At 41.3% G+C, this 13,979-nt stretch carries 13 protein-coding genes; 4 read left to right on the top strand and 9 right to left on the bottom strand.

Going from position 1 to position 13,979, the window contains the following annotated elements:
• Window positions 1-8: 8 nt before the first annotated feature.
• The 5 genes from NST24_RS05205 to NST24_RS05185 all read right to left on the bottom strand — a co-directional run bounded on the left by NST24_RS05205 (window position 9) and on the right by NST24_RS05185 (window position 6,488).
• Window positions 9-587: a TetR/AcrR family transcriptional regulator gene (locus NST24_RS05205; protein WP_007497184.1), complete on the bottom strand. Its 579-nt coding sequence runs from the start codon at window positions 585-587 to the stop codon at window positions 9-11.
• Between the two features lie 176 nt (window positions 588-763).
• Window positions 764-2,176: a protoporphyrinogen oxidase gene (hemY, locus tag NST24_RS05200; RefSeq protein WP_008348859.1), complete on the bottom strand. Its 1,413-nt coding sequence runs from the start codon at window positions 2,174-2,176 to the stop codon at window positions 764-766.
• A 22-nt stretch (window positions 2,177-2,198) separates the two neighbouring features.
• Window positions 2,199-3,137 (bottom strand): ferrochelatase, encoded by a 939-nt coding sequence (hemH, locus tag NST24_RS05195; RefSeq protein WP_342462414.1) that lies wholly within the window; start codon window positions 3,135-3,137, stop codon window positions 2,199-2,201.
• 32 nt (window positions 3,138-3,169) lie between these two features.
• Window positions 3,170-4,228, bottom strand: coding sequence for a uroporphyrinogen decarboxylase (gene hemE / locus NST24_RS05190; protein WP_073415410.1), 1,059 nt, complete (start codon window positions 4,226-4,228; stop codon window positions 3,170-3,172).
• A 124-nt stretch (window positions 4,229-4,352) separates the two neighbouring features.
• Window positions 4,353-6,488: a transglycosylase domain-containing protein gene (locus tag NST24_RS05185; protein WP_017360307.1), complete on the bottom strand. Its 2,136-nt coding sequence runs from the start codon at window positions 6,486-6,488 to the stop codon at window positions 4,353-4,355.
• Window positions 6,489-6,615: 127 nt separating this feature from the next.
• Here NST24_RS05185 and NST24_RS05180 point away from each other — a divergent pair, with 127 nt between their 5' ends.
• Window positions 6,616-7,101 (top strand): antibiotic biosynthesis monooxygenase, encoded by a 486-nt coding sequence (locus NST24_RS05180; RefSeq protein ID WP_007497177.1) that lies wholly within the window; start codon window positions 6,616-6,618, stop codon window positions 7,099-7,101.
• A 257-nt stretch (window positions 7,102-7,358) separates the two neighbouring features.
• On the opposite strand, the gene NST24_RS05175 is transcribed toward NST24_RS05180, so the two are convergent.
• Complete coding sequence (locus tag NST24_RS05175; RefSeq protein WP_223255613.1) at window positions 7,359-7,646, bottom strand: hypothetical protein; 288 nt, start codon at window positions 7,644-7,646, stop codon at window positions 7,359-7,361.
• Between the two features lie 148 nt (window positions 7,647-7,794).
• Between NST24_RS05175 and NST24_RS05170 the strand changes: the two genes are divergently transcribed.
• Window positions 7,795-8,982, top strand: a complete 1,188-nt coding sequence (locus NST24_RS05170; protein ID WP_342462413.1) for a M20 family metallopeptidase — start codon at window positions 7,795-7,797, stop codon at window positions 8,980-8,982.
• 28 nt (window positions 8,983-9,010) lie between these two features.
• On the opposite strand, the gene NST24_RS05165 is transcribed toward NST24_RS05170, so the two are convergent.
• From NST24_RS05165 to NST24_RS05155, 3 genes are read right to left on the bottom strand one after another with little or no spacing between them, the layout of a single operon-like run.
• A complete protein-coding gene (locus NST24_RS05165; RefSeq protein ID WP_024719995.1) occupies window positions 9,011-9,718 on the bottom strand; it encodes an EcsC family protein in 708 nt (235 codons plus the stop codon).
• A 46-nt stretch (window positions 9,719-9,764) separates the two neighbouring features.
• Window positions 9,765-10,985, bottom strand: a complete 1,221-nt coding sequence (locus tag NST24_RS05160; protein ID WP_342462412.1) for an ABC transporter permease — start codon at window positions 10,983-10,985, stop codon at window positions 9,765-9,767.
• On the bottom strand, window positions 10,978-11,718 hold the full coding sequence (locus tag NST24_RS05155) for an ABC transporter ATP-binding protein (RefSeq protein ID WP_008348877.1): 741 nt from the start codon (window positions 11,716-11,718) through the stop codon (window positions 10,978-10,980). Before NST24_RS05155 ends, NST24_RS05160 begins: the two co-directional genes overlap by 8 nt.
• A 487-nt stretch (window positions 11,719-12,205) precedes the next feature.
• Between NST24_RS05155 and NST24_RS05150 the strand changes: the two genes are divergently transcribed.
• Both NST24_RS05150 and serC read left to right on the top strand, forming a co-directional pair.
• Window positions 12,206-12,634 (top strand): HIT family protein, encoded by a 429-nt coding sequence (locus NST24_RS05150; protein WP_008348883.1) that lies wholly within the window; start codon window positions 12,206-12,208, stop codon window positions 12,632-12,634.
• Between the two features lie 158 nt (window positions 12,635-12,792).
• Entirely contained in the window at window positions 12,793-13,872 is a 1,080-nt protein-coding gene (serC, locus tag NST24_RS05145; protein ID WP_342462411.1) for a 3-phosphoserine/phosphohydroxythreonine transaminase, read from the top strand.
• Window positions 13,873-13,979 lie beyond the last annotated feature (107 nt).

The following is a 13,979-nucleotide window of genomic DNA, read 5'->3' as shown; positions in this document are numbered from 1 at the left end:
CAAAAAAATTATGTTGTTGCAGACAGTCCTTTTAGTACATAAAGCTCGAGCGATTCAGCGACCTCTTCTTTTGTTAAAGGCTCATATCGCTTTTCCCAGTCAAAAATAAGTGCAATATATAGTTTCACCATCACAAATGCCGTCAATTCAGGATCACAGGGCTTAATGTCGCCTTTTTCAATCGCTTCTTTTACTTTTGTTTTAATATAGCGAATGATCATCTGCTCCATTTTTTCAATCATTTCTTTCACTGCTGATGTGCCAAGCTCCGCATTTTCCTGAAAGATTTTAATTGTAAGCTGGTGGTTTTTTCGAAATTCTAATATTGCAAAGAGTGCTAAATGAAGGTTTTCTGAGAAACTATTCTTCTCATCTATTGCTTCATCTGCAATTTTCCTCATCTCCATTAACAGTGATGTGAAAATTTCATCGAACAGCTCTTCTTTGTTTTTGAAAAAAGTATAAATCGTTCCTTTTCCGACGTTGGCAAGCTTTGCTACAAGGTCCATTGTCGTGGCTTTATACCCGAACTGGGTAAATGCCTTTGTTGCTCCATCTAAAATCATTTGTCTCCTATCAACACTCATGATCTCACTCCCAAAATGACTATTTGAACGTTTCGGTCATTAAGTACAGAAAGTAATATACCACATCCTTTTCCTCAGATGCAACAACTTTGTTCAATTTTATTATTCACCACTCTTTTCTAAACATACGAACATGAAAAACTCCCTTTCCATGACAGAAAAGGGAGTTTGTTTTTTTATGAAAATAGATAAGATACAGCTTCTGAGATGGCAGCTTTTCCTTGATCAATACAATCAGGAATCCCAACACCTTCAAATGCAGCACCCGTGATATAAATACCAGGATATGATTGCTTAAACGTTTCTCGCATCGTCGAAATCTGTTTTTGATGACCCACATGATATTGCGGCATGCTTGTTTTCCAGCGAGTCACTGTCGTCAGCTCTGGATCTGCTTTAATATCCATGATTTTCTTCAAATCCTCCAGCACGATGCTCACGATTTGATGATCAGACTGTTCGACAATTGATTCATCGCCAGCTTTCCCAACGTATGCACGTAGCAATGTTTTTCCTTTAGGTGCAGTGTGAGGCCATTTCTTATTTGTCCACGTACATGCTGTAATGGAGAAATCACTATTTCTTGAGATGACAAAACCAGTACCATCATATTCATTGTGAACATCCTCTTCTTTAAATCCGAGTGCAACTGTTGCAACAGAAGTCGATGTCATGTCATGCAAGTACTCAAGCCCTGCTTCTTTTGGAAACATGGAATAGATCGATTGGTGAGGAGTTGTCACAATGGCAGAATCTGCAAAAAGCGTTTGACCGCTGTCTAATTGAACGCCATAGCCTCCCTCTGCTTTTTCAATCTGGGTCACTTTTGTCCCTTTGTAAATCTTCGTCAGCTTGAGTTTACTTTCGACCGCTTCAACAAGTGCTTGCAGCCCTTGATTGATTGTCTGGAACTGTCCTTGCTTTTTCGCTGTCACTTGTTGCGCTTTTGCATGCTGCTGTGATTTTTTCATCCCAAGAATCAAACTGCGATGCTTCTGTTCTGTTTGATAGAACTGCGGGAAGGTAGACATTAAGCTCAGGCGATCAATGTCACCAGCATAAATGCCTGATAGTAGCGGTTCAATTAAATTCTCCACCACTTCATCACCCACACGTCTTCTAAAAAATTCCCCCAGAGACTGATCTTCCGTCTGTTTGCTTTTTGGCAAAACGAAATCCATCGCTGCACGTGCTTTTCCGGCAACTGAAAAAAGCCCAGTTGTAATGAAAGGACTGATTTGAGTTGGAATGCCCATGACAGCCCCCTTTGGCATCGGATGAAGGGTTTCATTGACTAATACATACGCTTGCCCTGTTTCATTATTGACGAGCTGATCAGATAGGCCAACATCTTTTGCCAGCTGGGGTCCACTGACCTTTCTTTCTAAAAATGAATCGGGTCCACGTTCAATGATATAACCGTCTTTATATAATGTTTGAATTTTTCCACCTAGCCTAGGACTCGCTTCAATAAGAGATATTTGGATAGGAAGGCCTTTTTCTTCAATTTCCTTTTCCAAATAGAAGGCGGCGGCCAAACCCGTGATGCCACCGCCAATGATGACAAGGTGTTTTTGATTGTCATGCATAGGATCGCCTTCTTTTATATGATTACTTGCTTTCATTAAGCTTCTTTAATACGACTGCTGTCAGTGCATCAATAAATGCTGGTTTCGCATTTGGCATTTCTGGACGATAGTAGGCTGCACCAATTTCATCCGTGACGACTTTACATTCATAATCATTGTCGTATAACACTTCAAGGTGATCAGCGACAAATCCAACAGGCACGTATACAAATGTTTTATAGCCTTTTTGCTCAAATAGGTCACGCGTGAGATCCTGTACATCTGGTCCAAGCCATGGATCAGGCGTATTGCCTTCACTTTGCCAGCCAATTTCATAATGCTTAATTCCTGCACCTTCAGCAATCATTTTTGCAGATTGTGCAAGCTGATCAGGGTATGGGTCTCCTGCTGCAATAATTTTTTCAGGAAGACTGTGTGCAGACACAATCAGCACTGCTGAATCTCTTTCTTCCTGACTCATGGATGCATACGTCTCTTTCACTTGTTTCACCCAATAGTCCACAAACTTCGGTTCATCGTACCAGCTTTCAACAGAAGTAATGTTCAGATGGCCAAGCTTTTCTGCTTCATCTTGTGCACGTTTGTTATACGATTTCACACTAAATGTGGAGAAGTGCGGTGCAAGGACAATACTCACCGCTTCTGTGATGCCATCTCGGTGCATGTCAGCGACTGCATCTTCAATGAAAGGCTCAATATGTTTTAACCCAATGTATACATGAAATTCAATCTCGTCTTGGATCTCATTCAAATGTTCACACAAACCATTTGCCTGCTGTTCTGTAATTTTTGATAAAGGAGAAATGCCGCCAATTGCCTTGTAGCGGTCCTTTAAATCTTGCAGCATCTCCGGCTCTGGCTTTCTGCCTCTACGGATATGTGTATAGTAACGTTCAATGTCTTCTTCTTTATATGGGGTGCCATATGCCATGACAAGTAGCCCCATTTTCTTTTTCTCCACAACCAACACTCCTTCAGATCATTTGAAATCATTTAGATGGATGTCTTTTTATGTTTAGCTGAATAATCGTGAATAAAATCTGTCAGCTTCTTTAACGTGTCTGGTGAGACATCAGGAAATACCCCGTGACCTAAGTTAAAGATGAATTGATCTGATTTCATCCCTTGATCTAAAATCGCTGCTGCTCTTTCTTCAATCACTTCCCAAGGAGAAAGTAAAATCGTTGGATCAAGGTTTCCTTGTAACGTTTTTGTTAAGCCTTCTTTTCGCGCTTCGTCTATACTCATACGCCAATCCAGTCCAACGACATCAAGCGGCAAGTCATGCCAATCTTTGGCCAGATGGCTAGCACCGACACCATACATAATCATTGGTACGTTTTCAGACTTCAGCTCTGTGAAAATACGCTGCATGACAGGCTTAATGAAGGTCCGGTAATCTGCTGCATTTAAAGCGCCAACCCAAGAGTCGAAGATTTGAAATGCTCGGACGCCTGCTTTTACCTGAGCGCGTATGTATGTGATCGTCATATCGGCTAATTTATTCATCAAAAGCATCCATGTCTCTGGCTCACTGTACATGAGCGCCTTTGTTCTATGATAATTTTTAGATGGACCGCCTTCAATCATATAGCTTGCCATCGTAAAAGGTGCACCTGCGAAACCAATCAGCGGAACATTCAACTGCTCCTCTGTTAACAGCTTGATCGTATCAAGCACATACGGCAGGTCTTCTTCAGGATGAAGCTCTCCAAGACGCTGGATATCTGCCTTTGTCCGAATAGGCGAGTCAATCACTGGTCCAATTCCATTTTTAATTTCAACATCCACTCCAATAGCTGGAAGCGGAGTCATAATATCTTTATATAAAATAGCGGCATCTACACCATATTGTTCTACAGGAAGTCTTGTTACGTAAGCACATAGCTCTGGCTGATGCGTAATTTCAAATAGCCCGTATTTTTCTTTAAGGGCACGATATTCAGGCTGCGAGCGTCCTGCCTGTCTCATATACCAAACCGGTACATGGTCTGTTTTTTCCCCTTTGCACGCCTTTAAGAACGTGTCATTAAAAGCCTTCGTTTTTCCCATTACCTTTCATTCCACCTTTCGCCTCACACTCTCTTTGTATAAGGCTCAAACACTGCTTTTACTATACCGCTTTTTCAAGGCTCGGTATACTAAAGCGGCTCAATGTTCAAAAAATCGCCGAATATTAACGTCCAAAAGCCTCTGGCTTGATATAAGCACTGCCTTCGCCTTCTTCTTGTGTTTGAGTATTGTATGGAACAACCTTATACTGCGCATCTGAAAACACATTTGCATACGGCATTGTGTAGCTGTTTGTTCCTGTTACTGAGTCGATCAGGGTCTCGCTTCCATTTCTCTTTTCATAAATACGATATTCAACGCGTTTGTCTTCCTGTTCATCCCATGACAGCTCCAATGTAAAGAGCCCTTTGATTTTAAATGCATAACGTGCTTCAAAGCCTGACAGTCCTTCTAAATGGATTGGCGATTGAAGTTCTTTAATTCCCTCTGGTTTTTGGAATGTTTCATTGGTTATTTGGGCTGTCGTTAAAATATCTTTCATTAACTGCACTGGATACTGACTGCCGCCAGTTAAATAATGACTGTTATCCGTTTTGTCATACCCCATCCAGATTGCCCCTGTTGTACTAGGCGTGTAGCCAGCAAACCAAGCATCTTTCGTTGCCCCTTTGACACCGGAATACGTAGTTGTACCTGTTTTACCAGCCAAATCTCCAGCGTATGATCCGCTCTGAGCGGTTCCGCCTTTGACGACTTGTTGAAGCATTCTTGTCATATTCCAAGCATTTTGTACGCTAAACACTCGTTCTTCTTTGTTTCGATTTTTTTCAACGGTTTCTCCATCATCATTCGTGATTTTCTGAATGAAGAACGGCTTTTTATAGACGCCTTCATTTGCAAATGTATGAAATGCTCCAGCTATCTGCAATGGAGAAACCCCTTTTTCTAGACCACCAAGCGCTATGGCAAGTCCTTTATCCGAAATATCCATCCCCATTTTCTCAAGATAGGATTTAGACGTATCGATGCCAAGCTGGCTTAACGTCCATACGGCAGATGTATTTTTACTTTTCATGAGAGCCTCTACCATCGTGACCCTGCCCTCGTACTGTCCATCGTAGTTCTTTGGAGAATAGCCGTCATAGCTTTTTTCCTTGTCCTCAAGCAGTGAATACGGTCTGAATTTTTTCTCCTGCATCGCTGGACCATATACTGCGATCGGCTTAAAGACAGAACCAGGCTGTCTAACAGCTGTGACTCTGTTATAGCCTCTTGCCTGATATTCTCGTCCGCCTATTGCTGCTTTTACACCACCAGATGCGTTGTCAATAAACACAGCGCTTCCTTCAGGTGACCCGCTTTTTCCCGGGAAATAACGATTGTTTTTCATCGCATCATAGGCAACTTTTTGCAAATTCATATCGATTGGTACCGTAATGGTATAGCCGCCTTGAAGCAATTGTTCATGCGAAATCGAATACTGTGATTCTGCTTCTTTAATCATGAGATCTACATAACTGTCCACCCAAGGGGTTTCTGATTTCTTTTTTAAATGAATACCAAGTGTTCTTCCTTTTGCTTCAACTGTTTCTGTAGAAGACAAATATCCTTGTTCATTCATTAAATTCAGGATGGTATCCCGTCTTTGTTTATTTTTATCTGGGTGTAGAACAGGGGAATACGTTGAAGGTGCCTTTGGCATGGCAGCAAGTGTAGCTCCTTCACTGACAGTGAGATCTTTTACATCTTTACTAAAATAGTAATTGGCCGCTGCTTGGATCCCATAGACGCCATGACCAAAGTAAAGCTGATTCAAATACATTTCAAGCAGCTTGTCCTTTGAATAATCTCTTTCTAAATTGATCGCAATAATGACTTCTTTTGTTTTTCGAAGAAACGTTTTATCATTTGTGAGAAAGATATTTTTGGCGAGCTGCTGGGTGATGGTACTGCCGCCTTCTACCTTTCCACCTGCTAATATATCTCGATAAACCGCCCTTGAAATCGATTGTGCATCAATTCCGTGGTGCTCATAAAAGCGCTTGTCCTCTACAGCAACAAAAGCTTTCGCCACTTTATCTGGGACCTCTTTTAATGACACAGGGTCCCGATTTTCTGAATACATGCTTGTGAGTTCTTTTCCATTCTGATCAATGATTTTCGAGGAAGCGTGAAAAACGAGCTTCTTCTCATCTATGACATAATGTCCTAAAAATAAAATGGTCAGATAGCCAATAAATGAAAGCACGATTGTACTTCCTGCAATGACTAATGGAATGATTATCTTCTTTTTCTTCAAATTAGGTCACCTCATTCCTTTATACGGATAGTATGGGATGTATTGCTTCATAATATGTTTTATGGATTGACTACCAAAGAATTATATATCATTCTTTTGTTATACTATCAAGCAGGAGGCGGTTTAGATGAATTTCTATATTACATATGGAACAGCAGACTTTTTGCAAAAAATCGCAAAAAAACATCATCTTGAAAATCTGCTTTATACGGTCGGTAAGGAACAAGCGGCTCTTTTTCATGAAACGGAGGGTGAGACAGTCTTTAAAGCACCCCATGCCTATGATGTGATTTATACAAAAGGTGAGCTCGTCCAATCTGGCTTTGTCACGCTGAATCATATCCCTGTAAAGCTCGAAAGCAGAGCACTTTTTGAATCCACCTTTCAGAAAAAAACAAACATGTCAGAGCACCAGCGCGGCTTTCAGGCGCTTCGTGTGTTAAGACCAAAAAAGGATGAAGAAGTGTACTTGATATTGACCCTTTGGGAATCTGAAGACTTATTTCAAGACTTTCAAGAGTCAGAAGCATTCTTTCAGCCGCACGAGGATACTGGCTCCATCTTCTCTCGTCCTGCCTATCTGACATCCTATCATGCCGTCATAGACCATTAAGGAAGTGCTGCTTTTCGCACTTCTCAGATTGTTGACAAAGGGCTAAAATGAACTTGATTTTAGCCCTTTGTCTTCTTTTCAGCGTGATAGAAAACCTTTGCAGCCCTAGGAAGGACGAGTACTGGCGCGGAGCGAATTGACATTCGTGAGCACCGAAGCGCAGGACTGACAACGAATGCGAGGGTTTGTCTACACGCTGGGAAGTGCTGCTCTTCGCACTTCTTTTTTTCATAAAAAAAAGCCCTTCTGCTGGGCTTTCAACGCTTATCTCTAAGCTCGTACCGATGAATGATTGGCTGAAGTACATAAAAATTCAGCAAGATCCACCCTAATAAGATTGGCCATTTGAGCATAGGTGAAGCACCTTTCATCTGAATAAGTAGTACCAACAGTGGAATCAAACAAATCATCAAAAAGCTCATCTTCGAAACGAACGTTTCTTTGATTTGATGCCGGCAGCTTGGACAAAGCATCATTCTCGTATGCGATAAATGAAATTTTTCGACGAAAGAAAATGCTTTTGAACAATTTGGACAGCTTCCCAATGCCACTCCCCCTTTTCAAGCTTCATACTTAACCTTCGACTTTTATGTAAAATGACCTTTTCTGTCATTCTCGACATCCTCTTCTGTTGAAAGATTCTAACAATTACCATACAATCAGTAAAAGAGCCTAAAGGAGGTTTTCGGATCAATGACAGTATCCACTTTACACAAAAGGATCAATGAACGTCTTGATGAACATTATGAGGAAATGGTTGAAATTAGACGCCATCTCCATATGAATCCAGAACTTTCTTTTCAGGAAGAGGAAACCGCTGCTTACATCGCTCAATATTATGACAGATTACATATCCCAACACGCACACATGTAGGCGGACATGGTGTACTCGCTTTTATTGAAGGAGCTTCCCCTGGACCGACCATTGCACTGAGAGCTGATTTTGATGCACTTCCCATTCATGATGAAAAGGATGTACCTTACCGTTCAACAAAACCTGGCGTCATGCACGCATGCGGTCACGATGGCCACACAGCAACACTTCTCGTCTTAGCGAAGATCTTACATGAGCACCGAGATCAATTAAAAGGAAAAATCGTCCTCATTCATCAACACGCTGAAGAATATGCCCCCGGTGGTGCGAAACCAATGATTGAAGATGGCTGTTTAGACGGTGTTGACGTCATTTTCGGCACCCACCTTTGGTCCTCAGAGCCATGCGGCACTGTTCTTTATAAAAGCGGGAACTTTATGGCAGCCGCCGATCGTTTCTCTATTCAAGTGCAAGGTAAAGGCGGACATGGCGCACAGCCGCACCTGACGAAAGATGCCGTACTCATCGGTTCACAAATTGTAGCCAATCTTCAGCAGGTCGTGGCCCGTAAAGTCAACCCGATTGATTCTGCGGTGGTATCTGTAGGGGGATTTGTCGCTGAAAATGCCTTTAACGTCATTGCAGATTCTGCCGTGCTAACAGGTACTGCACGTTCCTTTGAAGAGAGTGCACGCCATATCATTGAACGTGAAATTGAACAGGTGGTGAAAGGTGTCTGCCACATGCACGATGCCTCTTATACTTATGAATATGTAAGAGGCTATCCTGCAGTCAAAAATCACCCTGCACCAACTGAATATATAGCAGAAATAGCCAAACAGACAGAAGGAGTCACAGAAGTAAAAGAAGCCGAAACTCAAATGGGCGGAGAAGACTTCGCTTACTACCTTCAGCATGTTCCTGGTACTTTCTTCTACACAGGCGCTATGCCAGAAAACAGCCAAGATGTGTATCCACATCACCATCCGAAATTTGATATTAACGAAAACGCAATGCCTGTCGCTGCAAAGGTACTCGCTCATGCCGTCCTTTCCTACAATGAATGAAAAAAAGCCGCTGCTACCAGCGGCTTTTCTATTTCGATTCTTTCAACACTCTCAAGTGAAACACATGGCGTGCGACTTCACCAAGCTGTCCTGTCAGCTGATGATTTGCCACCCCACCAACAGCGGCACCGACCACAGGCATTAATTGAAACAGCTTCACAAGGTCAATATAATCTCGATATTCCTGCTGAAAGCTATACCAATCCATTTCTTCCCGGGTTGTTTCCCATTCTTCAATGAGTTTCATCATTTTTTGACGGTGTGCACTGCTTGAAAAGGCGAGTTGAAAAATACAAAGCAAAAAGAGCCTTTCCTCTTTTTGAGACAAATCAAATCCATATATACAAGCAAGTTCATATAGACATTTCATTTTAATACTCAAAAGGAGAGGGAAATCCGCCATTCCGAGAAACAATCCACCCGCACCTGTGCCAATTCCTTCAATCGCAGCGGCCTTTTGATAATATGTCACCTTTTCCTTTGCCAGCTCATTTCGCTCTACAATAGACAATTGTTCATCAATGACTGTAAATGAAGTAAAATGGCTTCCTGATACGGTGGATTCAACCATTGTTTTCACCGCACTTGTGATGACTTGATGAAATCGAGCAGGGATTCGGCGATTCACTTGCTGCTGAACACCTTTTGAAAACCGCTCGATCTTGGATGGTTTTCTTAAAAAACGCATTTGAAAAAAAATGGCCTCTTCATACAGTTCCCGTTCAGCTGCATTCATCCCAGTTCCCTCCTTGGTGACATCGTACACACGCTGTAAAAAATGCTTATCTCATCTTTTTTAATCTGCTTTGTACGTAAGGCTTGAATAGGACAAGCACAAATACCAATGAAATGAGAAGAGCAAGTCCGCTTCCCTTCCATCCACCTGCTGGGAAAACGGCGGAGCTCAGTACAATTGACTGGATGATGAGTACATTTCGTACGAGAACAAAAAAGCTTCGATCTTTTTCTTGCTGAGACACAGGATAAAGTGCCTGTAACGACAGATGAGCAAAATGCTTTGTTAACGGGACAAGCTGTACACCTGTGATAAAGACTGTAAACAAGACAAGTAATGCCCCCACCCAGCCTGCTGCACCTGTATACAAGAGGATGAGCACAAACACGACCGTTAACCTAAACACAAGACCAAAATAGTCATTTGAACGTAAAAACGCCCTCACATACATATAAGAAAAAGCTTTACGCTGTTCATAAGGGACAAACTGCAAGACCCAGTCCATATACGCCCTTCTTTTCACTTGTTTCTTTAAATGAGGGACATCCGTAAATAAGTTTGCCAAGCGGTAAAAACGCTGTTTTCGTTTTAACTCATCAGAAATATGCAATTCCCATTGAAAGGGCTGTTTTTTTACTGCATTTGTTAGATAAATGAGATAGACAGCATATAAAAGATAAAAAACAATGGCAATGGCATAAGCTGCTTGTAAAACGGTATACATTAACATTGTATTGAGCAGAAAACGAATCACTGCATCAATCCATCTGACATGTTTCCCTTGAAAATAAGTGATTCTCCACTGAATCGCTGTATTCAGACCTTTTATTAAGATCATTTGCGCCAAAATGAGCACATATAGCATCAAATCGCCTGAGGAGACAGCCGAATATAGCGGAAGTGCAATAATGGACACCGCAATCAAAGGAAATAACTGAGAAATGAAGCTAAAGTTAAACGCTCGTTTTAAATAAGGGTCCATCTTAGCTTCCAAAGGAAGCATAAACACAAGATCTGCCTCTTTGATCAACGTTCGCACGTAAGAACTAGTCATTACCAATGAGAAAACAACTGCCATAACCCAATAGGATGGGAAGTGAGCTGGAATATGCTTCAGCCAATTACTGTACCAGCTCGCCCCGCCTGCAAGGAAAAAAATGAGCACAATCACAAGATGATCGTTGAACATATATTTTAAATATTTTCTTGTTTCTTGTACGTGTTCTTCTAATCGTGATTTCCAAATGGTTTGCGTTGTTTTACTCATAGCTTTCTTCCTTTGTTAATTCCAAATAAAGATCATCGAGTGTCGCATCTCTCATGTTGAACTGCTCTCTTAGTTCTGTCAGTGTTCCTTTCGCTCTAATTTCCCCTTCATGCAAAATAATAAAGGAATCACAATAACGTTCCGCTGTGGCTAAAATATGCGTTGACATCAGAACACTTGCGCCGTTTTGTTTCGCCGCATTCATACGTTCTAATAGTGCGTTGATCGCAAGCGGATCAAGCCCTAAAAACGGCTCATCGATAATATACAACTCTGGTTCCACAAGAAACGCACACATAATCATCACCTTTTGCTTCATCCCTTTAGAAAAATGAGCAGGGAACCATTTCAATCGCTTCTCCATTCGGAATTCCTTCAGCAAAGACGGCAGACGTTCTTCTAATTGTTCTTTTGAAAGGCCGTAAGCCATCGCTGTCAGCTCTAAATGCTCTTTTAACGTTAATTCTTCATATAAGACAGGTGTCTCTGGAATAAACGTAAATTGTGAACGATACGCCTCTTGATCTTCTTGAAGGGTTCGTCCGTTTAGCTCAATGACCCCTTTATGAGGTTTCATTAATCCAATAATATGACGAATGGTTGTACTTTTTCCCGCCCCGTTTAAGCCAATGAGACCAACGATTTGGTTTCTTTCTAATTCAAATGAAATATTTTTCAGAACGGGATTCTTTGTATATCCACCCGTTACATCTTTTACAGTTAGAAGGGACATCAGTTCGTTCCTTTCTTTCTTTTTTCCTTTATAGTACCAAAAACGAAAGACAATTTGAAATGTTTACCTATAGACAACTCATGAATAAAACATCGGCATACTGGTCATGATAATGTATGTAGAAGAAATGAACTTGATGACCAATACGTAAATGAGGTGTTTGTTAAAGGCAATAACCGCATGACAAATTGGTTTTTCATCTAAAAACCTTAGCTTCTGTTTTGCTTCACTGATTCTTGATTTTTGTGTCCTATACAAATATGTATACGACGAACCAAAACGTCAAATGAGGTGTTTACGGCAGAAATAGCAGGCATATGAATTCTTTATTTCAGTAAATAGAGAATTCAAAAGGCATATCAAATGAAAGCATCAGCATTTCTTCTGCAGGAGCAGGATGAGCGACCAAAGGAGTTCGCTTGTCCTGTTTTCTTTTTTGCTTCTTTTTGTGATACGATAAAGGAAAAATAATGAGGAGTGACATGGCGTGAGCGACTGCATTTTTTGCAAGATCATTGATGGAGACATTCCATGTGCAAAAGTATATGAAGACGAGCATGTATTGGCTTTTCTTGATATCAGCCAAGTAACAAAAGGACATACCCTTGTAATCCCGAAAATACATAAAGAAAACATTTATGACATGACACCAGAAGTGTCTAATCATTACTTCCAAGCGATTCCAAAAATCGCTAGAGCCATCAAACAAGAATTTGAACCAATTGGTTTAAACCTTCTGAACAACAACGGTGAAAAAGCCGGGCAATCTGTGTTCCATTACCATATGCACATCATTCCACGTTATGGCAAAGGCGACGGCTTTGGTGCCGTATGGAAATCTCACCAAGATCAATATACATCAGAGGATTTAAAAGACATTTCTTCTGCCATCCATACGCGCCTTACCTCATCTTAATTGATGAGGTTTTTCTTTTTTTCACTTCTTTCCTGTGCTTATCCTCTGAATCGTAAGATATTTAGGACGATTCAAATTTTTTGTCCAAATGCTTCAAATTTGTGATAGGATGGTTTTATCTTTTGATCCATTAACGCGAGAAATAGGGAGAGATTGTGATGAAGCGAACGACGAATTTTAATGCTGGTCCGGCGGCGCTGCCGCTAGCAGTGCTTCAAAAAGCACAGGAAGAACTTGTTGATTTTAAACAAACCGGGATGTCTGTGATGGAACTTTCTCATCGCAGCGGTGAGTATGAAGAAGTCCACAATAAAGCGAAAGCACTCTTGGTAGAATTGATGGACATTCCAGAAGATTATGAGGTCCTCTTTTTACAAGGCGGGGCAAGTCTTCAATTTGCAATGATTCCGATGAACTTCTTACATGAAGGCGAAACGGCTCATTTCATCCAAACAGGTGCTTGGTCAGAGAAAGCCTTGTCAGAAGCAAAAGGGTTTGGTGAAACATCAGTGTTTGCCTCAAGTGAAGACGACAACTATTCGTATATTCCAGATGTAGATGCTTCCGTTTTAAATGACGGTGCTTACTTGCACATCACATCGAACAATACCATTTTCGGTACTCAGTGGAAAACGTTCCCGAACACGTCACTCCCGCTTATTGCCGACATGTCCAGTGATATTCTCAGCAAAAAAATAGACGTGTCTTCATTTGATTTGATTTATGCCGGGGCACAAAAAAATCTAGGGCCTTCTGGTATCACGATTGTGATCGCGCGCAAACGTTTATTAGAGAAAGAAAAAAGCGGCACACCTAAAATTTTAAAATATTCAACACATGCCAAAGCCAATTCCCTTTATCACACACCACCGACTTTTGCGATTTATATGCTGTCCCTTGTCCTGGAGCATGTGAAACAGGCGGGCGGCGTAGAAGCAGCAGAAAAACGCAATGAACAAAAAGCAGCGCTTCTGTATGATACGATTGATCAAAGCGGCGGTTTTTACAAAGGACATGCACGTGCTGACAGCCGTTCACATATGAATGTCACGTTTACCCTGCGTGATGATGCACTCACTGCATCCTTTGTGGAGAAAGCAAAACAAGAACAAATGGTTGGACTCGCCGGCCATCGTTCTGTTGGCGGATGCAGAGCCTCGATTTACAACGCCGTCTCTATAGAAGACTGCCAAAAGCTTGCGGACTTTATGAAAAAGTTCCAGCAAGAAAATGAGTAAAAAGGCTTTTCTATCGTGAAATAAATTTGTTATAATAACGAGAAATATAAAGTCATGACTCTTGCAATAAATGATCAGCCATATTATTGGAGAGTTCTAAGAGCTTA

This window comes from Bacillus sp. FSL R5-0286 (genome assembly GCF_038593245.1).
In the GTDB taxonomy this organism is placed as follows: domain Bacteria; phylum Bacillota; class Bacilli; order Bacillales; family Bacillaceae; genus Bacillus; species Bacillus altitudinis.
Note: the sequence above shows the minus strand (reverse complement) of the source record. Positions and strands in the feature narration are given on the sequence as shown.

What these genes read in the sequence shown, in the direction of transcription:
- hemE (WP_073415410.1), bottom strand. Translation starts at nt 4,228, where the DNA reads ATGGGAAAAACGAAGGCTTTTAATGACACGTTCTTAAAGGCGTGCAAA.
- NST24_RS05180 (WP_007497177.1), top strand. Translation starts at nt 6,616, where the DNA reads ATGAATTTCTATATTACATATGGAACAGCAGACTTTTTGCAAAAAATC.
- NST24_RS05205 (WP_007497184.1), bottom strand. Translation starts at nt 587, where the DNA reads ATGAGTGTTGATAGGAGACAAATGATTTTAGATGGAGCAACAAAGGCA.
- NST24_RS05160 (WP_342462412.1), bottom strand. Translation starts at nt 10,985, where the DNA reads ATGAGTAAAACAACGCAAACCATTTGGAAATCACGATTAGAAGAACAC.
- hemY (WP_008348859.1), bottom strand. Translation starts at nt 2,176, where the DNA reads ATGCATGACAATCAAAAACACCTTGTCATCATTGGCGGTGGCATCACG.
- NST24_RS05165 (WP_024719995.1), bottom strand. Translation starts at nt 9,718, where the DNA reads ATGAATGCAGCTGAACGGGAACTGTATGAAGAGGCCATTTTTTTTCAA.
- NST24_RS05170 (WP_342462413.1), top strand. Translation starts at nt 7,795, where the DNA reads ATGACAGTATCCACTTTACACAAAAGGATCAATGAACGTCTTGATGAA.
- NST24_RS05155 (WP_008348877.1), bottom strand. Translation starts at nt 11,718, where the DNA reads ATGTCCCTTCTAACTGTAAAAGATGTAACGGGTGGATATACAAAGAAT.
- serC (WP_342462411.1), top strand. Translation starts at nt 12,793, where the DNA reads ATGAAGCGAACGACGAATTTTAATGCTGGTCCGGCGGCGCTGCCGCTA.